Consider the following 20,740-nt stretch of genomic DNA (forward strand, 5'->3'; position numbering starts at 1 on the left):
ATGACGAATGCAAAAAGAATCTCGTTTGAATCTTCAAATATGGAGTAATTTTAACGAATATATAAAATCTGAGTGAGATAATTGTGGAACTGAACAAGCAAAAAATAGGAGTTGTCGGTGGTAACCAAGGTTTGGGTAGCTGGGTTGTGAAATTTTTTAGAGCTCAAGGAATCGAAACAAGGTTCTCCTCTCGAGGAAAAGAAAGTGAATTTGAATCCAATAGACAATTGGCGGATTGGGCAGATATTGTAATTCTTGCAGTACCTATTTCAGCAATGTCTAATGTCATGGAAGAAGTTTTTCCATGTTTGGATGATAAATATTTGGTGGACTTATGTTCTGTGAAAAAATTTGTAGTAGAAAAATACCAATCTCTACGCCAAGTTTACAGTGAAGTATTACCAAGATATCTTTCAATTCACCCTATGTTTGGACCTTCTATCAAAAGCTTTGATGGAAATGTAGTATTGTTCAATCATGTGGATGGAGCAGAAGATTTAGAGGAAGCTTTCAAAACATTTTTCACGGCACATAATGGTGTTGTAAAAGATGTAGAATATATAAAGCATGACAAACAAATGGGATTGGTTCAAGGCTTGAATCACTTTAACGTCTTTGTATCTGCCAAAACAATGGCAAGATATAATGAAGACTTTGAAGATATTAAGAGTGTTGCTTCTCCTCCTTACAGAATTTTTATCGTATTTTATACTCGATATGTCATGCAAAATCCACTACTCTATGCAGATATTCAAATGAGAAACGAATATGTGTATGAGGTAGTTCGTATTTTCAGAGATGAAATGAACCGTCTATTTGATATCATTCAAACTAGAGATAGAGATTCATTCATTGATTACATTACGGAAATGCAAGACTTTTTCTCTCAGAATAAAGGAGACATTGAGGTGTCTAGTCACCTCATGCAAAAATTGAGTGAAAAATTAGAAATGTAAACATATACACGTTTTTCGTTGTTTTACTTATAGAAGGGAAAGGATAAAAAACTTTGAAGTGATCTCACTTCATAAAAGAAATATGGAAGAATATAGTCAAGGTTTAGAATTGATTAAAAACGGTGAGTATACTGAAGCAGTGGCTTACTTTAATGCTGTTTTAAAAGAAAACGACAAAAATGTCGGTGCTTATTATCATAGGTCTGTTGCGCGCTACAAAATGAAAGCGTTTGACGGTGCATTAGGAGATATCAATAAAGCAATCAACTTACAACCACTAAATGCAGACTTTTTTGCACATAGAGGGATTGTACTCCATATGCAAGGGAATAGTAAAAGAGCACTTCTTGATTTCGATAAAGCAGTTCAATTTGAACCAGAAAATCCATTTAGATACTCTAGTCGTGCTTTTGTGAAAGCACATATGAAAGATTCTAAAGGTGCTATCGCTGATTATGAGAAAGCAATTGAACTTGATCCTGAGGATGCAATTGCACATAATAATCTAGGCTTAATTCAAGAACAATCTGGTGCTTGGGAAAAAGCACAAGAGCATTATAAGAAGTCCAATGAATTAGTAGGTTACGAAGGGATTGATCCTGAAAAAACTGAAATTTCTGATTTATTGGATGAATGGAAAGCTGAAAAAGCACAACAGGAAGAAGAACAACGTCAGTTGATTCAAGAAAAAGCGGCATTATCTCAAGCTCAATTAGAACAAGAAAAATCACTTGGCGGATTCTGGGGAATTGTAAAGAGTGTTTTTACAAATAAAGAAATGTTCAGTGAGTTTGTAGGTTTTATCAAAAACGGCTTTAAGCTTCCAAATCAAAAACAAGATTAAAAATACCACTAATAGTTTCATTTTAAAGGAATTAATTGAATTCATAAAAGAATTGCAGTTCCTTTTTTATGAAACCCTTAAAGGTACTTTCATAATTGGTTTGTATTCCTTTAATTAGGCTAGAGTAATGTGTTATGAGACATATTTATCTGCGATTCATATACTACTTTGTACTTTAATTATGAATCAATAGACTCTTATACTTAAACCAATTTAACCTTTAGACGAAAACTTGATTATCAAAAAAGATGAGCGGGACAAGCAATTACGTGGAAAAAAGAGAAGTTAATCATCTAAATAATGAAGAAATGTCGAAAAAGAAAACCTCTCAGGAAGAAGTGACAAATTCGACAGAATCACTTTCTAATCTGGAAAAGGATAGTGATAACTCAGCTACTGAATCTCCTATTGTTATCAATGCCAAAAGTGACGATTCTGAAGATTTTTATTACAAACCAGAAGATTTTGATCTCACCGAAAAAGATTTACAATCACTAAATGAATTCGATGAATTACGTATTGAAGTAGATCCTAAACAGACTGCTTTAAGAATCGATAAGTTCTTAGTGGATCGTATACCCAATCTTTCTCGTAACAGAATCCAAAACGGATTAAAAGATGGCCATTTTCTAGTTAATGGTTTACCAGTAAAACCAAACTATAAAGTAATGGCAGGGGATGTAGTAATGGTGTTTATGCCAAAACCTAGATCTCAAGAGTTAGAACCTCAGAATATTCCATTAGATATTGTATATGAGGATGAAGATTTATTGATTGTCAATAAAAAGCCAGGTATGGTTGTTCATCCAGGTTTTAACAATACTTCAGGTACTTTAGTAAATGCCTTAACTTACCATTTTAAAGATCTACCAACTTCTTTTAATGGGTCAGATAAGCCAGGCTTGGTACATAGGATAGATAAAGATACTTCTGGACTTTTAGTTATTGCTAAAACGGAACATGCTTTGACACATCTATCAAAGCAATTTTACGATCACACCATTGAAAGAACTTATAACTTAATTTGTTGGGGTGTTTTTCCTGATGAAGAAAAAGAAGGAACAATTCGTTCAATGATTGGAAGGTCTTCACAAGATAGAAGAGTTTATACTGTTCTTCCAGATGATGCTTCGTATGGAAAACATGCAATTACTCATTACAAAGTATTGAAAGATCTTCGTTATGTTAGTTTAGTGGAATGTAAATTAGAGACAGGAAGAACACATCAAATTCGTGTTCATATGAAACATCTCGGTCATCCATTATTCTCAGATGCAATGTACGGTGGTGATAAGATCTTAAAAGGAGTGAGTACAGGGAAATATAAAACCTTTGTAGAAAACAACTTTAAGATTTGCCCTCGTCAAGCATTACATGCAAAATCTCTAGGTTTTGAACATCCTGTGACTGGAAAATGGATGCAATTCAATTCAGAGATTCCTCAAGACATGAAACAATTAATCCGTCGTTGGGAAGATTTCTTACGATTTGGATAAAAGATAAAAAAGAAAAAGCCTCACTTTCGTGGGGCTTTTCTATGAGAAATGTATGTATGGATTTTATAAGTCAAATTGTTTCATTTCCTCTTCAGTGTATTTATGAGATGTAGAAACTTTTCCTTTAATCTCATCAATCACAAAGTCAATTTCTTCAGGAGTCATTTCATCTGCTTTCCAGAATAAAACAGTTCCATCTGCATCAACTAATAATACAGAAAAGGCATTATTACAATCTCCTGTATTCCAAGCATCTTGAATCATACGTTTAGGGTCTGTAAGAATCAAGGCATCAGCTTCTTGTTTTGAACGTTTACGTACTTGACGTGTCATAAAACGGATGATACTATTTGGATAGGGAGAATCTGCAAGGTTTACAATACCGTATGCAAAATACTCCTCCTCAGGAAATTTCCATGTTTTTAATTCTTCAATAAATGTTTCGTTCATTGAAGGTTTATCTGGATCAATGTAAAATATTAAAGTCACCTTTTCCCCAATCGATGGTGTCACCGCTGGTTCATTATGTAAATCTCTAATATTAACTTTATCTATTTTATCACCTCTTTTCAGAGTGCTTGAATTTTGTGCATTTAATGTAATAGCAGTAAAGAAAGCGAATGCAAAAGTGATAGCGAGTTGTAATGTCTTTTTCATGAGTTAAATTATTTTTTGTAACTATAGTAACGACGATACAAATGACGGGTTGAAATTATTTACAATTATTAGTAGTCATAAAAAAAGCCCTTTACGGAAATAAAGGACTTAATTCGCTATATATTCTTAATTAAACAGCATCCTTATGTGGAGTGTTTTTTAATTTTTTGTCAAACACGTTTCGGTTTAAAAACTCATTCAATTGATCTACAGTATAAGAACTTTCAATCTCACCGGCACTGTTGATTTTGATATCAAAGCCTTCTAGTTCACGATTTACTTTTGGCTTAGCTTCTGTACGCTTAAAATTGTAGCGTGATTTAAACGATCTTATCATAACAGTTAAAATTAGGTTTTAATAAATTGTAGTCTTGCCATCATAATGAAGGCGGTGATAGTCGAGAGAGGAGAAATAACTTCTCATCTTTATTTATAAGTTATTCACAATTTACGCAAATTACTCTAAATGAGGAAGTTGATGTATGTAATTAATGATCTTTAAAGAAAAATAGGGCATTTACTTAAATATGTTTTATTTTGTGTACTATTAATTCTTCTTTAATTAACAGAACTTCAGATTTTGAACATATTAGAAATCAAAGGTGTTACCAAAAAATATGCAAATCATACTGCATTAGACAATGTTTCTCTTAATGTACCCGAAAAATGTATCTATGGTTTATTAGGACCTAACGGTGCAGGGAAGACTTCTTTGATTCGCTCTATTACTCAAATCATCTCTTTGGATGAAGGAGAAATCTTATTTAACGGAAAACCATTAGAATCGTCAGATGTATTAAAAATGGGATACCTTCCTGAGGAAAGAGGTTTATATAAAAAAATGAAGGTGGCTGAACAAATTGTTTATTTAGCCCAATTGAAAGGAATGTCTTACAAGGAGGCAAAAGCAAAAACTAAATTTTGGCTAGACCGATTAGAACTTCAACCTTGGTATAGAAGTAAAGTGGAAGATCTCTCGAAAGGAATGCAACAAAAAGTTCAGTTTATTACTACAGTAATTCATGAACCCAAACTACTAATATTAGACGAACCTTTTTCTGGTTTTGACCCTGTGAATGCTCGCTTAATACGAGATGAGATTTTCAGACTTAGAGACTTAGGGGCTACAATCATACTTTCTACTCATAGGATGGAGTCAGTTGAAGAGTTATGTGATAGCATTGCTTTAATCAATCAATCCCAAAAAGTCATAGAAGGAACTCAGTTTGATATTAAAAATGCATATCGAAATCATCAATTTGAATTATTGACGGAAGAGGAAGTAGTCATAAAGAATACACCTCATGAATTGATTCAATCGTCTGAGAAAGAATTATACGGTTACAAACAAACAATTCGATTAATAGATGCTTCCCCAAATGCTCTTTTGAAAGAAGCAGCAGAACAAAGTACGATCATTGGAATGCAAGAAAAGATACCTTCTATGCACGACATTTTCATCGAAGCAGTTCAAAACGGTAACATCAAGAGCACATTGGAATCAAATTAAACTATGAACAAAGTCTTATTAATCTTAAAGAGAGAATATTTTACAAGAGTAAAAAAGAGGTCATTTGTAATAATGTCTATCCTTGGACCTTTATTAATCATTGGATTCTATGGTATCATTATTTGGGCAAGTATTTCGGATGGTGATCAAAAAGAAATAGCTGTAGTAGATCAATCAGGTATTTTTAATGATGACTTTGATGAAAGTACTCCATCATTCAAATTCGTGAAAATTTTTGGAGGGCTTGATGTCGGAAAAGAGCAATTGAGTAATGGTGAAATAGATGGTTTTTTATATATACCAGAAGATTTTTCAATAAAAAATACACAAGGTGTTGTACTTTTTGAAACGAAAGGTTTAGGAGCAAAAGCTGTAGGAGAGTTAGAAGATCGTATTTTAACGAAAGTCAGAGAACTTAGATTGCCTGAACTAGGAGTTACAGAAAAAGAAATTAAAGCATTGGATAATCCTGTATTGATTCGAACAGTAAATTTGACAGGCGATGGATCTGAATCAGATAGTAATGTAGGTATATCAAGTGTGATTGGAATAGTAGGAGGTTTAGTGATCTATTTCTTTGTTTTTATGTATTCTACAATGGTAATGAAGGGAGTACTTGAAGAAAAAACAAGTAGAGTAGTAGAGGTAATAGTTTCTTCTGTGAAGCCTTTCCAATTGATGTTAGGGAAAATTATTGGTGTAGGATTAGTCGGTCTTACTCAACTTTTATTATGGTTAGTACTTGGTATTGTTGCCGTGACTGTTTTATCAACATTTGTCGAAATCCCTTACGATCAATTAGAACAAGCAAGAATGGCTCAAGTAAATGGAGGAGAAATACCTGCAAATGTAGAAATGGATGATATGACGAAAGTATTTTATTCATTAGTAAATATCGATTTCTTTGCCATTATTGGGGTATTTGTCTATTATTTTATTTTTGCTTATTTAATGTATGCCTCTTTGTTTGCCGCAATTGGAGCTAGTGTCGATAACGAAACAGATTCACAGCAGTTTATGTTGCCGGTAACAATGCCTTTAATTTTGGCAATATCTTTATCTGGAGGTATAGTTTCTGACCCACAGGGAAGTATGGCTGTTTGGCTATCAATCATTCCGTTAACATCACCCGTAGTGATGATGATTAGAATGCCATTTATTGGATTTGGCCTTGAAGTCATTTTATCGATGTTGACATTGTTTGCAGGATTTGTTGGATCATTATGGGTTGCAAGTAGAATTTATAGAATTGGTCTATTAACCTACGGTAAAAAACCTACATATGCTGAGCTTTTTAAATGGATGTTTAGAAACAATTAGATGAAAATTGTTTTTTGAAAACCTTCCTTGATAACATTTTGTTGATAGAATAGGCAGTGATAGAAATCTTAATAGACCTTATTTGAGGATCAAAGTCATTGAAAATCAAAGTCTTTATGAATCTTCTGATAATGGATATAATTATTGAGTATTTAATATCATTTATTTAGAATATTTATAGCCTTTTTTCCTTTTAATTCGACAATAAGGCTTTTATATTTGTAGCCGATTAAGGAAATTTTAAAACTTATCTTTCCAAATTTTTATTTATGGAACTATCAGTAGTAGTACCTGCAGCGATTGTGGCCTTTACAGCCCTAATCCTGTTTTTGGTTTTCGTACTCCTATTCGCACAGAAGAAGTTAGTTCAAAGTGGTGACGTAAAAATCGTTTTAAACGGTGATGAGTCAAACCCAGTAGTTGTTGCTGCGGGTTCAACACTTTTAACGACACTTTCAGCGCAAAAAATCTTTTTGCCTTCTGCTTGTGGTGGTGGTGGTACGTGTGCGATGTGTAAATGTCGCGTTACAGACGGTGGTGGAGATGTACTCCCTACCGAAGTAGGTCACTTAAGCCGTGCCGAACAACATGAAAATGTCCGCCTTGCATGTCAAGTTAAAGTAAAACAAGACATGGAAGTTCAAATACCAGAAGAAATCTTCGGAATTAAAAAATGGGAGTGCGAGGTTGTATCTAACTACAACGTGGCGACTTTTATTAAAGAATTCGTAGTGAAGCTTCCTGAAGGTGAAACATTGAACTTTGAGGCTGGTGGATATATCCAAATTGACGTTCCTGAAGTAACAGTGGACTTCAAAGATATGGACATTACGGCTCACCCTCGTATGGGTAAAAAAGCAGATGAATTCCAACCTGATTGGGATAACTTCGGTCTTTGGAGCCTTAAAATGGTTAACGATGAGGAGATCTTCAGAGCTTACTCAATGGCTAACCACCCTGCAGAAGGTAACATCGTCATGCTTAACATACGTATCGCGACTCCACCTTGGGATAGAGCGAAAAACGGTTGGATGGACGTGAACCCAGGTATCTGTTCTTCTTACGTATTCTCACGTAAGCCAGGTGATAAAGTAACAATTTCAGGTCCTTATGGTGAATTCTTCATCAAAGAGACTGATGCTGAAATGATCTACGTAGGTGGTGGTGCAGGTATGGCGCCAATGCGTTCGCATTTATTCCATTTATTCCATACTTTAAAAACTAACCGTAAGGTACAGTTCTGGTATGGTGGTCGTTCTCGTCGTGAATTATTCTATGAAGAAGATTTCGCGAAAATTGAAGCTGAATTCCCTAACTTCCGTTTCTATAAAGTATTGTCTGAACCTCTTCCAGAAGATAACTGGGTGAACAAGAAAGACATGGATGACAGAGAAGGTGATGGTTTCACTGGATTTGTGCACCAAGCTTTAATTGACAACTACTTATCGAAACATGAAGAGCCAGAGGAAATCGAATTCTACTTCTGTGGACCTCCTATGATGAACGCAGCGGTAATTAAGATGACTGAAGACTTCGGTGTACCGAAAGAAAATGTATTATTTGACGACTTCGGTGGTTAATCAATACTTGAAATATAGAAAGAAGGCTGTTCGAAAGGACAGCCTTTTTTTTGTTTTATGCTGTAAGACTATTAAATTTTATTAACTTTGTAATTATATGGTATGCTTGCATACTAAAAATACTATTCTACTTGTCGATTAAGACTATTTATATAACCTAATAACTGATCATTGTATGGAAAAAATTAAACATATAATTTTCCTTTTTTTCAGTCTTTTTATCATCACCAATTACGCATTTTCTACTACAAACGGAACACCAGATGAAATTAAAAGCTTACAAAACCAAGGTAAAATCAAAGAAGCGAAGCAACTAGCTTCGACATGGCTAAAAGAAACAGAAAGTAAGTTCGGTCAAGAAGCAATTGAAGTAGTAATTCCTCTTATGGTTACTTCTGAGTTAGAAATTTCGATTTTTGAATATAAACAAGCAATTATTCATTTAGGAAGAGCAATCGAAATAATGAATGCTTCATCAGGATGGTTATACCCTGATTATGCCATAGCGCTAAATTATCTAATCTTCTGTAAGATCAGTATAGGAGACTCATTTGCTAATTTCCCTCTGTTAAATGAGGCCGAAATGATATATTTTAAAACACTCACAAAAGATTATCCTGATTATAATCTTTGTAATATCAATCGAGCAATTTTAAATAGAGAATTAGGAGAATTTAGAAAGAGTGAGGACTATTTTAAAGCATCGCTACAATTTATTGAAGATCATCAAAATTCGTTTATTAAAAGCAAAACAGGGAATACAGTTAGTGCTGATTGGCTTAATCTTCAATATGCAAAATTATATATTAAATGGTATAAGGCTGAAAAATCTTATCCATTATTGGAAAGCATTGAACAAAATCTAGCAAGTAGGGGAGATACTAATAGTCCTTTTTATGCTGCTTTTCTAGAGACATTGGCTCAACATTATTTTATTAGTAATGAATATAAAAAAGCTCAAGAGTATTATGAAAAAGCATTAGCGTATAGAATAGAACATTTAGGAAATACGCATCTCTCAACATTAATGACTCGCCTTAATTTAGGAGAGATTTTGTCTGAAAGAGGTTTTATGGATGAAGCTTTGGAGAACTTTCAAATTGTAAATAAAGATGTTTCAAAATTGAAGGATAATGCCAATATACAATCTAGACTATATTTAGATATTGCTGATATTTACCTTCAGAAAGGCTATACGAAGAAGACTAATCAACAATTAAGTCTCATCAAAAAAGAAACACTGACAAATAGAAATCTTTATTTTAATTATCTAAGAATTCAAGGAGAATTGTACTTCCAAGAGGGAGATTATATCAATACAGAGTTAAAACTTATGGAACTTGTTTCCATAGTGAGGCAAGAAAAGGTGTTTTTTACCAAGTATTATAGTGAAGCTATCGTAACGCTGACTGAGCTTTTTAATACATTAGGAAGAACTCAAAATGGAAAAGATATCTGTGAAAGAGAGATTCGTTTTTTAGAAAAGAGAGGAATGGGCAGGAGTGAAGTGTATTATAACCTTCAACTTACTTTATTAAATACGATCATTTCAAGTGATGTATCTGTAGACATTGAAGATATGATGCATCAAATTATTGAAATAGAAGATTTTTTAATGCATAATATCAATGCTCAACACCCTTTGTTTATTAAATCGAATATTTTAAAAGGGAAGTTAGCTTTTATCAAAGAAGAATATAATGCCGGTTTATCATTTTTAGATCTAGCTACAGTAATCGCTGACAAATATGAGATTGATGAAATACAATATCAAAGAATTACGATTATTGATGAAAAAGCGAAAATTTATATTCAGAAAAAAGAATATGATAATGCATTGGCAGAATATAGAATTCTAAAAGGTAAATATTCTGATAACTCTGTATACAAAGCGGAGATTCTTGGTAGGATTGCTTACGTTAAAGCATTAAAAGAAGATTGGCCTGGAGCAATTGAGCTTATTTTAAGGGGAGTAGATTTAAGAATTCATCAATATGATACACAGTTAAATTTTACGAGCGAGGATGAGAAAATTAATTTTATTCATCATACATCAAGCGTTTTTGAGTATTTCTTTAGCTTAATGACTAAAAAAGAAGGACATAGAAACGCAGCTATGATTGAAAAATGTTATGACCTTCAAGTAAATTATCGAAAATATTTTTTGAAAGAAGCAATCTCTCGTAAAAAGAACATGCAAAACCTTGGGGAATATAGAAACAACATGAAATTCCCTAACTATGTAGGTAATTTAGATCAACAAAAATCTAGGTTAGCTACAGCAAACTTCTTTTCAATCAAGGATAGGTACGATCTAGATATTGATACTTATATGTTGACAGATCGAATCAATAATCTCGAAAAATCATTAAGTTTTGTCTCAAAAGACGAAAATGATTCCCTTAAAGTATCGGAGTATTTATCATGGAAAGAGGTACAAAAGAATATCAAGGAAAATGAAGTAGCGGTAGAGATTGTAAAACTTAAGCATATTAATCCGAATGAGTCTTTCTATGTAGCCTTAGCTGTTTCTTCAGATTGTAAAGCCCCTCAATTTATTCCTATTGGAAATGCTAGTTTAATGGAAGGAGATTTATTTAAAATATACAATAAAGAAACAAAACCCAATCAACGTTCATTGATTTATAAAAACAATGATAAACCTAAGGTTCAGTCCTATGACTTTTATTGGGAGCCAATTCAAGAAGGTATTGATAAGTTGATGGCAGATAAAAAAGTAGATAAAATCTACCTAAGTAATGACGGAATTTACAATGCTATTAACCTCAACGTTTTATTTAACGAAAAAGAAAACAAGTATCTGATTGAAGAACAGGATATTGAATTAGTAATTAGTACAATCGATATTTCTCATGATCAGAAAATGCAAAACTTCAACAATAACGATATCTGTTTGATTGGAAATCCAACTTTTGAAGGAGTATTAAATAATTATTCATCAAGAGAAGCAGAAGAAAATATTGAAGAAAAAGCGAAATACACTTTTTACTTAGAAGATTTACCTGGAACAAAAACAGAACTTGAAAATACTTCTTCTCTTTTTACTACAAAAGGATGGAATGTAAAGTCGTACTATAAGAGTCATGCGACAGAAAAAAATATCAAAGAGTTCTCGACAAGTCCTGCTATCATGCATATTGCTACTCATGGTATTTATATAGATGAACTAATCAATCCTATTTTGGATAATCCATTACTGAAATCAGGCCTATTTTTTAGTGAAATATATACCAATAAAGAAAAATCTTTAAGAGAAATTTATGAATCAGGAAATGATGGGATTCTTACAGCTTATGAAGTTAAAGGGTTGGATCTTTCAAATACGTCATTATTAATATTATCTGCTTGTCAAACAGGTGTGTCGGATATTTCAGATGGTGATGGTATCTCTGGATTACAGTACGCTTTTAGTATCGCTGGTGTAGAATCAATTATCATGAGTTTGTGGAGTGTAGATGACTTAGCAACTCAAAAATTGATGAATGAATTTTATAACCAATGGTTCGAAACAAAAGATATCAATATTGCATTTAGAAATGCACAATTAAAATTAATGGAAGAATATCGTAAACCTTATTATTGGGGAGCGTTTGTTTTGGTACATTAATCCTTCTCTCAATAGATATTGAACTCTTTCTCTAATTTAGGGAAAGAGTTTTTTTATTCTATAATTTTAAATTTAACATATTTTAATACACAATTCATCTATTTCATCTGTCTATTAGTAAAGTGAATATTCATTCAATAAATAATAGCTATGTATTTACTTACACGTGATAGAGAAGAAATTTGGAATACAATAACCCATGGATTAGGCGTTGTACTTAGTATCATAGGATATGGATTATTGATGTATAAGTCAGAAAGTACCTTAGAGTATTTCGTTTATACAATTTTTGGTATGAGTATGTTGATACTCTATTTATCATCCACATTGTATCATTTAGTGGCCATTCAAACCGTTAAAGCCTTTTTAAGAAAACTAGATCATAGTGGTATTTACCTTTTGATAGCAGGAACTTATACGCCGTTTGCATTACTATTACTTGAAGATAATGGTGGAATAATCATAGCCATAATCGTTTGGGTTTTAGCCTTGATGGGTATGATATATAAACTGTTTTTCAAGATTAAATATGAATGGATCTCAGTATCATTATATGTAGCTATGGGATGGATTGGTGTATTTAAGTTTGGTGCATTACAAGATGAATTAGGAACTGGTTTTTGGGTTTTAGTTGCCGGTGGAATTACTTATACTTTAGGCGTACTATTTTATGTTTGGGAGACTTTAAAATACAATCATGCGATTTGGCATTTATTTGTCTTAGGAGGTAGTATTTTGATGTTTTTGTCTGTTTATCTTTATGTATAAAAAAGAGACGGTAGGTAATACCGCCTCTGATTTGTAGTAATGAATCGATAGGTTATAAAATTTTATAGGTCAGAAGATATTTTGTCTTCTTTCTTTTCTACATCGGCATTGTTGATTTTATCATCATCAACAGTTTTTGGAGAAATATAAATGATACTGTGCCAGCTGGAACCAACTTCATCATGAAAAATCCCTAAGGAATATACCGACAGATAATTCATCTGATTCATTTCCTGCGGTAATTTTTTTTGAAAAAGCCATACATATTGATTGGTTTTGTATTCTTTCCATTCTTTAAGGTTCTGAAAAGCAGCCTCAATATGTTTTAAATTACGTTGGATATTTTCAATATCATCATTTTCAAAAAGGATCTGAATTTTCTTTAATTTCCCATCTTCAAAAACAGGTTTTAAGTAAGCGTTTTCATTTAAAAAAGTGATAGGGTAATCACCGTTTTTTTCCTTTTTTGATTTCAATACATTGATGAGGTAATTATCTACTTCTACCATAGACATATCTGTATATAACTCTTTGAAGAGCTTTATTCTATTATCTTGTGCGAAGCTGCTGATACAGATAAATAATAAAGTAAAAAGTAGCAATAATTGGTTTCTCATCTTGTTTTGTTTTTTACAATAAAAAGTAAAAAAATAGAACATGAAAATAATTCATTCAACTTACTGATATTGTACAATCAATATATTAGATAGTTACTAAAACAAAAAAAGCCACTTCTCATAAAGTGACTTTTTAAGACAATGTATTTTGAATGGATTAGCATTTAAAACCGATTAATAAAACATCATCGATTTGTTTACCTCCATTTTTCCAAGAATTGAACTTATTGATCATCAGCTCTTTTTGTACATGTAAAGGGTCTTTATTCCAAGAAACTAAATCTGCAATCAGTTGCTTTCTCATATATTTTTTGAAATGTTCTCCTCCAAATTGATCTTGAATTCCATCTGAATATATGTAGAACGTATCGTTTTGATCAATAGTAATACTGTATTCATCATACGTTTTGTGTTTGTTTTTTACTTTATTGCCACCGACATGTCTATTTGTACCTTTGTAGAATTCATGTTGGCCATTTTCTTTTACAACAAGTAGTGGGTTTTTAGCTCCTGCAAACTTGAGTTCTGTTTTATCTTCTGAAATGCAACAAATAGCTACATCCATTCCTTCTCTTGAGCCTTCGTTAATGTCTTGATTTAAAGCCTCTGCAATATAACTGTCAATTTTTGATAGAATTTTAGAAGGAGAAGTATACCCTTCAATATTGACAACTTGATTCATTAATGTATTTCCCATCATCGACATAAAAGCACCAGGAATTCCATGCCCAGTACAATCTAATGCTGCAATGATTGTTTTGCCATCATTTTCACCAATCCAGTAAAAATCACCAGAAACAATATCTCTTGGTTGGTATAAAATAAAATGATCACTAAATAACGCTGAAAATCTTTGTTCAGTAGGGAGCATTGCATTTTGAATTCTCCATCCAGCATGAATGCTTTCTTCTGTTTTTTTACTCTGTACTTGTAATATACTTAAAGCATTTTCTAATTGATTTGCAGTCGAAGAAATTTGGATGTTTTGTTCAGATATTTTTTCATTTCTGGCCTCTAGTTCAATATTCGCTTTCTTTTTCTGAAGGGCATTTTTGTATTGTAACCCACCGATGAGAGCAATAAAGACAACCAAAAGAACTAATGATGCAGCTGTCCAATATTGTTTTGAAATTAATGCTTTTTGAAGCTGATTTTTCTGTTCTAAAATCTGAATCTTTTGCTTAGCTGCTTTTTCAGTCTCCATTAAAAGATTCTTGAAATAGGAGGTTTCAATTTCTAGATTATCTACTTTTTCACTTTGTGTATCCAAGTAGTTTTTCAATAAGAAAACAGCCTCTTCTTCATCCAATTGATCAATACTGTCTAAGAAAGAATAGTGGTTTTTCAACTCAGTAAGTGCTGTTCTTAATTGCTCTAGTTCTTCCTGATCAGGGTTGCCAAATAATTCTAGTTCCTCTTTAACAGCAGAATTATATTGACTTTGAGAAATTTCACCTCTATAATATTTCAAGCTATTCTGATACGACATTGCCTGTGCATAGAAATTTCTAAATTTAAGAACATCATCTAGGCTACTATATTCTTTTGGTAGATTCTGGTTAAATCGATATTTCTCTAATAGCTTTTTAGCATCATTAAATTGTCTATAAGCATAACTGATCTTATTAAGCCTCAAATAAGTTCTACCTAGATAAATTCGAGAAATACCTTCAAGATATTTTTTATTTTTCTTTTTACTGCTTGTAACTGCTTGAACAAAGTATTTCTTTGTCTTAGTTAAATCAGGAGAATTACCTAAACTAAGATTTATGCCTTTTCCAATAACCGATAATATATATGTATCTGCAATTTTATATTCCTCTGAAATTTTCATTGCTTTCTCAAAGTAAACAAGACCAGCTTCTTCGATTTCAAAAGAGGTATAGAGAAAACCTAAATTAAGGTTTGAAATTGCTTCATATGCATGTAAATTATTTTCTATGGCAATTTTGTTAGCTTCTTTAAAAGATTTTTTAGCATTGTCAAAATCAAGACTGGCTCTATAAGTAGCACCAAGGTCCATAAGCAGCTCAATATTTTCTCCTTTTGGGAAATTTTTTTGAGCAATATCTAATGCTTTTTCATGATAGGATAAAGCTTGACTATAGGTTGAGAACTCTCTGAAAACGATCGCTTTTGTATTGTAAGCGAGAGCTAGTGCTTTCTTATCAGAAATTTTATTGGCAGTACGTATCGCCTGATTAACTAATTTAAAAGGCTTCTTTTGAGATGTAGGATTTTTTTCAACCTCCAATAACGCCAAAGCAGTAAGCGCTTCCACTTTTTCGGCACTATCTTTCATTTTCAAACTTTGCTCTATGGAAGTTGGTTCTGTCCGTGTATTAAAAGCACAGAAACATAGAATAAGGGGTAGAATAAACCCAGTCAATATGAATTTTTGAATAGTTTGCACTGCTAACTTTATATGTTGTAACGTATTTCAATGAATTCCCGATAGACTATGAGCAAAGATTTAACCAATTTAATATTAGAATAGTACCATAATCTTCAGAAACTTCTGGGTGAAATTGTACTCCCCACCATTTCAATCTATTATGTTTCATCGCTTCATTAAAGCAAGAAGCAGACTTAGCTAATAATGTAAATTGATTACTGACCGTAACACTTTCACAATGATCTTCTTCAAATGAACTGTTTTGAGGAATTCTTTCAAACAATGGAGATTCTTCCACTATATGTTCAATTGCTTCAAGTGATCGAGCTTCCTCTGTCCTTTTAATTTCTCCTCCCTCTAACATACCAAGAATTTGGTGTCCAAAACAAATTCCAAAAACAGGAGTATCCAATTCTTTTAAAATAGAGAATTTTTCCAAGTAAGGATTAGGATCAACTTCTGTTAATAATATAGGGGCACCACTTATCAGTATTTTATCCGCCTTTCTTAAATCATCTTCTGTTAATTCTTCAAGTTTTACAATTTGATTCTTAAAGTTATTGTCTTCTAAAATTTGACCAATATACTTTGTCTTCTTACTTCCGCAGTTGATGATTAAATGTTGCTTACTCACAGGCAATCTTATATTTTGATGTGTATGAATATAAAGAAAAGCCCATGGAATAAAAAGTTTCCATGGACCTATCTGTAGATTCTGTTTTATAATGGGTTATTTCTTGGTTAGAATCTTTCTGTTTTGATATGACAATAAGGTTTTGCTTTCTTTTTAAAGTAATACATTTGATGGTACTCTTCTGCATCCCAAAATGTTGAAGCAGGAGTTACTTTTGTAGCAACATCGTATCCTTTATCCTCAAGTTCTTTAATTAACTTTTTGGCAATTTCTTTTTGGTAATTTGAAGTATAGAAGACTTCAGATCTATATTGAGTTCCTATGTCTGGACCTTGACGGTTCATTTGCGTAGGATCATGAATTTCAAAGAATAAACGAGCTAATGTCTCATAAGATACTTTATTAGGGTCAAATGTCACTTCTAAAGCTTCAGCATGTCCTGTGTCTGTATAACATACTTCTTTGTATGAAGGATTATCTTTACTTCCTCCAGTATATCCAACAGATGTACTTAATACTCCTGGTAACTTCGCAAAGTAATATTCAACACCCCAAAAACATCCACCTGCAAAAATAGCTACACTTTGTTCTGCAACTTTTGGTTCCTCATCAGCTGATGTAAAGTTTAATGAAGCAGAGTTTACACAATGTCTTGTATTCTTATCTGTTAATCTCTCACCAACGAAAACATGACCTAAGTGTGCGTCACAATTGGCACATAAAATCTCAGTTCTTCTTCCGTCAGCATCAGTTTCTCTTTTTACAGCTCCTTCTATTTCGTCATCAAAACTTGGCCATCCACAATGAGAATCAAACTTATCATCCGATTTATATAATGGTGCATCACATCTTTTACATGTATATGTTCCTTCTTCAAAGTGTGCATTGTAAATACCTGTGCCTGGACGTTCTGTTCCTTTATCGACAATAATGTATTTTTCAAAGTCAGTAAGTGGATTAAATGTATTGTTATTGTCCATGTCTTGACCAAAAGTAATTGTGTTTAAAGTAATTATTAATGTTAATAAGCTGAATATCCTTTTCATAATGTAATAATTTTAGGTTTGTATCATGATTTGATATCACAATTTTAAGGAGATCTTCCTACATGAAATGTGGTATAGTTCACATTTGTTTTGAATTAGTGGCGATTTAACACTTTTTTGACAAAAAAGAGAAGACCCTTCGTAAAAAGTCTTCTCTAAATAGGTATTTTCTAACAATAATACACAAAAAAAGCCTCCCAATAGTTGAGAGGCTTTCAATATTTTTTGGTTCTAATTATTCAGCACCTAATTCCACTAATTTGAATCCTTGACCGTGAACATTTACGATACGTAAGTTGTCATCCGGTTTTAAGAATTTTCTTAATTTAGTGATATATACGTCCATACTTCTTGAGTTGAAGTAGTTGTCATCTAACCAAATTTTCTTTAATGCTAAAGATCTGTCCATAATTTCATTTTTATGGATAGCAAGAAGGCGTAATAAAGCAGACTCTTTTGAAGTAAGTCTTTGCTCTGAGCCATCAATGTTTGACTTTAACATTTGTGCATTGAAATCAAAAGTAAACTTACCAACTTCGAAAATTGTTTGTTTTTCTTTTGAATCCGTTTTGCTCTTAGTTCTTCTTAAGATAGAAGTAATACGTGCTAAAAGCTCTTCCATAGAGAAAGGCTTTGTGATGTAATCATCAGCTCCTACTTCAAAACCTCTAAGTGTATCTTCTTTCATTGACTTTGCAGTAAGGAAGAAGATTGGAATATCTACATCAGACTTACGAATTCTTTCCGCAAGAGTATAGCCATCCATTTTAGGCATCATAACGTCGAAGATACATAAGTCGTGATCACCATCTTGGTATGCTCTTAATGCTTCTTCTCCATCTTGAGTACGAGTAACGTCAAAGTTTTTAACTTCTAAATACTCAGTAAGTAACATTCCTAAATTTGGATCATCCTCTGCAAGTAAAATTTTAATCTTGTCCATTTTCAGATATTGGTAGTTGTATAATAAATTCACTTCCTTTGCCTAACTCACTTTTACAACGAATAGTTCCTTTGTGAGCTTCGACAATATTTTTGACATAACTTAAGCCTAAACCAAAGCCTTTTACATTGTGTACATTTCCTGTTGGTACTCTGTAAAATTTATCAAAAATTTTACTAATATGTTCCTTCGGTATTCCTTGACCTTGATCTTTAATGCGAATCTCGAGCATATTCTTCTTTTGAATCGCTGAAAGGTCTATTATTGGCGCCTCAGGGGAGTACTTATTAGCATTATCTAACAAGTTAAAAATAATATTAGATAAATGTAACTCATCGCCCTTAACATTTACCAATCCGGCTGCCCAATTGAAAGAAAGTTTACCTCCACGGTCTTCGATCTTTATGAGCGTGTTCTCATAAGCAACCTTCATTATTTTATTCATGTCAACATCCACGTTTCTAAGTTTCAAATCACCTCTTTCGATTCTGGCGATTTGAAGTACTCTTTCCACCTGTCTGCTTAAACGTTGATTTTCATCTTTAATAACACCGAGATACCTATTGGTAATACTAGACATCTTCTGTACATCAGGATCCATGAGTGCCTCAGTTGCCAATGCAACTGTTGAAATAGGTGTTTTTAACTCATGTGTCATATTACTAATGAAATCATTCGTTATTTCTGAAATACGTTTCTGCTCAATAATTGTTCGTGCTGCGAAGATGAAAGTAAGAAGTGTTAACAAAATAAATCCTAAAGATGAAAAAAGGACAAACCTCATTTTACTAATCAAAAACTTTCTTTCCTGTGGAAACTCTAAGTAAAGTGTATTCGAATTGTCAAATACATCCTTAGGGAAAAGAGTAATATGATAGGCACTTTTAATGATATCAGCATTACGTTCCACATTACTACTCATAATTACAGTTTCTCTGTCACCTTCTCTTTGAAGCACTGCAAAATCATAGACCGTTTTAATTCCTTTATGGTTGATTTCTTGATTCAATAAAGAATCGAGCATCTCGAAATTCACACGATCTTGAAGCATAGTATTTTCTGCCAATATCATCTCACTGACCACCTGATTAACTAAGTCAGTTTTTTTCATGATATAATCCATTGCAATATCCAATCGTTTCCGTGCAGTGGAATCATTGGTCATATTACTAATGATTTGATTGTTATTGGTGGAGTCATTGAAGCCATACTTAACGCCTTCAATATCAGATATCATTGTTTTAGTAGCAGTTCCTGATTTTTTAATTTCAGCTTTCTCCTGTACTTTATAAGCAATACCTTGTTTTGCAAGATTATCAGAACTAATGGTCTGGCTTATTCTAATATTCTGTTTACTAGTCCAATAAGCTTGTTGTTTTACAGAATCATAACGTACATTGATATCACTATTGGTTACTGAGATATCATCAAGATAACGCTTAGTAACTTGTAGTATTTCTTGTTGTTCTAACCTTTTTACAACATTTGTTAGTAGCTCTCCAATTTCTTGTTCAAAGTGGCTTTTACGCTCTTGGATAGCTTCTGTAATCCAATAATATTGGAGAGAAGCTAACCCAAACATCGCAATGCACATTAGGGTAATAATGGTAATTAGACGTCTCTTTGTCATAATGCGTAATCTTCAAAAACAAACGGTCTTTTTCACAAACTTTCCTCACTCAAAATACATTCTCATTCAACTGTATTTTAATCTCCTGGTTTACTTATGACTGAATTGTTATAGACTTTATATTATTAAATCAAAATGTTAAAAGTAACATCGCTTTTACAAATAAAAGTAATGTTTCACACTTTATTTAATATTTAACAAATCTTATTTTATATATGATTTTAAACAGATTAGCACTTTAGAAATTGTAGAAATAAAAAAATGAATGAAGAGTCAGTATGTTTATTTGAATTACATATTATAGCATGTGTTACTTTTTTTGTATGTTATAAAAAATAATTACTCAAAAAAGTGAATCCACTAACGATTAAGTGAAATTAAGATTATTGGAAAATAATTAAGGTATTTTTACAAGTGTATCAAAACCTATTAATCTGCTGAAAAATAGAGTTTTGAAGCAAATAATCCCCTTTGTTTAAATTTGTTAGGAATTCAGTTTAGAAAAAGACTTTATAATCGTAATTCAAGTTTGTATTATTGTATAAGACAAAAGAGGGAAACAGCTACGAAACTCTTTTTATCAACGAAACTAGCTCAGTGGTCAGAGCAGTGTTTGAGAAATCAAAACAAAGGAAGTGGGTTCGATTCCCATGTTTCGTTCTCATAGTAGAAAGTAGCAATGAGAAATAGCGAAAAAGAAGGCTTGTTTTACGGGC

At 32.4% G+C, this 20,740-nt stretch carries 16 protein-coding genes and 1 pseudogene; 9 read left to right on the forward strand and 8 right to left on the reverse strand.

Annotation, left to right across the window (positions count from 1 at the left end; translation table 11 throughout):
* Positions 1-83: 83 nt before the first annotated feature.
* The 3 genes from ACXAHM_RS00625 (at position 84) to ACXAHM_RS00635 (ending at position 3,296) form a co-directional block, all read left to right on the forward strand.
* Positions 84-956, forward strand: a complete 873-nt coding sequence (locus ACXAHM_RS00625) for a prephenate dehydrogenase/arogenate dehydrogenase family protein (protein ID WP_474958451.1) — start codon at positions 84-86, stop codon at positions 954-956.
* 82 nt (positions 957-1,038) lie between these two features.
* Complete coding sequence (locus ACXAHM_RS00630; RefSeq protein ID WP_474958452.1) at positions 1,039-1,800, forward strand: tetratricopeptide repeat protein; 762 nt, start codon at positions 1,039-1,041, stop codon at positions 1,798-1,800.
* A gap of 308 nt (positions 1,801-2,108) precedes the next feature.
* Positions 2,109-3,296, forward strand: a complete 1,188-nt coding sequence (locus ACXAHM_RS00635; protein WP_474958453.1) for an RluA family pseudouridine synthase — start codon at positions 2,109-2,111, stop codon at positions 3,294-3,296.
* Between the two features lie 63 nt (positions 3,297-3,359).
* Here the strand turns inward: ACXAHM_RS00635 and ACXAHM_RS00640 are convergent, their stop codons facing one another.
* The gene (locus ACXAHM_RS00640; protein WP_474958454.1) at positions 3,360-3,953 is read right to left on the reverse strand and encodes a YtfJ family protein; all 594 of its coding nucleotides are present in this window, start codon (positions 3,951-3,953) and stop codon (positions 3,360-3,362) included.
* 130 nt (positions 3,954-4,083) lie between these two features.
* Positions 4,084-4,290 (reverse strand): hypothetical protein, encoded by a 207-nt coding sequence (locus ACXAHM_RS00645; protein ID WP_474958455.1) that lies wholly within the window; start codon positions 4,288-4,290, stop codon positions 4,084-4,086.
* A gap of 243 nt (positions 4,291-4,533) precedes the next feature.
* Between ACXAHM_RS00645 and ACXAHM_RS00650 the strand changes: the two genes are divergently transcribed.
* The 5 genes from ACXAHM_RS00650 to trhA all read left to right on the forward strand — a co-directional run bounded on the left by ACXAHM_RS00650 (position 4,534) and on the right by trhA (position 12,759).
* Positions 4,534-5,463, forward strand: coding sequence for an ABC transporter ATP-binding protein (locus tag ACXAHM_RS00650; protein ID WP_474958456.1), 930 nt, complete (start codon positions 4,534-4,536; stop codon positions 5,461-5,463).
* Between the two features lie 3 nt (positions 5,464-5,466).
* Entirely contained in the window at positions 5,467-6,783 is a 1,317-nt protein-coding gene (locus ACXAHM_RS00655; protein WP_474958457.1) for an ABC transporter permease, read from the forward strand.
* A 269-nt stretch (positions 6,784-7,052) separates the two neighbouring features.
* On the forward strand, positions 7,053-8,363 hold the full coding sequence (gene nqrF / locus ACXAHM_RS00660) for an NADH:ubiquinone reductase (Na(+)-transporting) subunit F (protein WP_474958458.1): 1,311 nt from the start codon (positions 7,053-7,055) through the stop codon (positions 8,361-8,363).
* A 175-nt stretch (positions 8,364-8,538) separates the two neighbouring features.
* A complete protein-coding gene (locus ACXAHM_RS00665) occupies positions 8,539-11,991 on the forward strand; it encodes a CHAT domain-containing protein (RefSeq protein WP_474958459.1) in 3,453 nt (1,150 codons plus the stop codon).
* A 150-nt stretch (positions 11,992-12,141) separates the two neighbouring features.
* On the forward strand, positions 12,142-12,759 hold the full coding sequence (gene trhA / locus ACXAHM_RS00670) for a PAQR family membrane homeostasis protein TrhA (RefSeq protein ID WP_474958460.1): 618 nt from the start codon (positions 12,142-12,144) through the stop codon (positions 12,757-12,759).
* 62 nt (positions 12,760-12,821) lie between these two features.
* On the opposite strand, the gene ACXAHM_RS00675 is transcribed toward trhA, so the two are convergent.
* The 6 genes from ACXAHM_RS00675 to ACXAHM_RS00700 all read right to left on the reverse strand — a co-directional run bounded on the left by ACXAHM_RS00675 (position 12,822) and on the right by ACXAHM_RS00700 (position 20,024).
* Positions 12,822-13,376 carry a hypothetical protein gene (locus ACXAHM_RS00675; protein WP_474958461.1) on the reverse strand — a complete coding sequence of 185 codons (555 nt, stop codon included), beginning with the start codon at positions 13,374-13,376 and terminating at the stop codon, positions 12,822-12,824.
* Between the two features lie 157 nt (positions 13,377-13,533).
* Positions 13,534-15,678 carry a SpoIIE family protein phosphatase gene (locus tag ACXAHM_RS00680; protein ID WP_474958462.1) on the reverse strand — a complete coding sequence of 715 codons (2,145 nt, stop codon included), beginning with the start codon at positions 15,676-15,678 and terminating at the stop codon, positions 13,534-13,536.
* A 157-nt stretch (positions 15,679-15,835) separates the two neighbouring features.
* Positions 15,836-16,405, reverse strand: coding sequence for a glutamine amidotransferase-related protein (locus ACXAHM_RS00685; RefSeq protein WP_474958463.1), 570 nt, complete (start codon positions 16,403-16,405; stop codon positions 15,836-15,838).
* A gap of 107 nt (positions 16,406-16,512) precedes the next feature.
* Positions 16,513-17,451: a bifunctional methionine sulfoxide reductase B/A protein gene (locus tag ACXAHM_RS00690; protein ID WP_474958464.1), complete on the reverse strand. Its 939-nt coding sequence runs from the start codon at positions 17,449-17,451 to the stop codon at positions 16,513-16,515.
* 235 nt (positions 17,452-17,686) lie between these two features.
* Positions 17,687-18,394, reverse strand: coding sequence for a response regulator transcription factor (locus tag ACXAHM_RS00695; protein ID WP_474958465.1), 708 nt, complete (start codon positions 18,392-18,394; stop codon positions 17,687-17,689).
* A complete protein-coding gene (locus ACXAHM_RS00700) occupies positions 18,381-20,024 on the reverse strand; it encodes a sensor histidine kinase (RefSeq protein WP_474958466.1) in 1,644 nt (547 codons plus the stop codon). The genes ACXAHM_RS00695 and ACXAHM_RS00700 overlap by 14 nt, the downstream gene beginning before the upstream one ends.
* A 583-nt stretch (positions 20,025-20,607) precedes the next feature.
* Between ACXAHM_RS00700 and ACXAHM_RS00705 the strand changes: the two are divergent.
* Positions 20,608-20,684 (forward strand): annotated as a pseudogene (locus tag ACXAHM_RS00705).
* Positions 20,685-20,740: the final 56 nt, after the last annotated feature.

This window comes from Flammeovirga sp. AWQ4_249, from assembly GCF_056161045.1.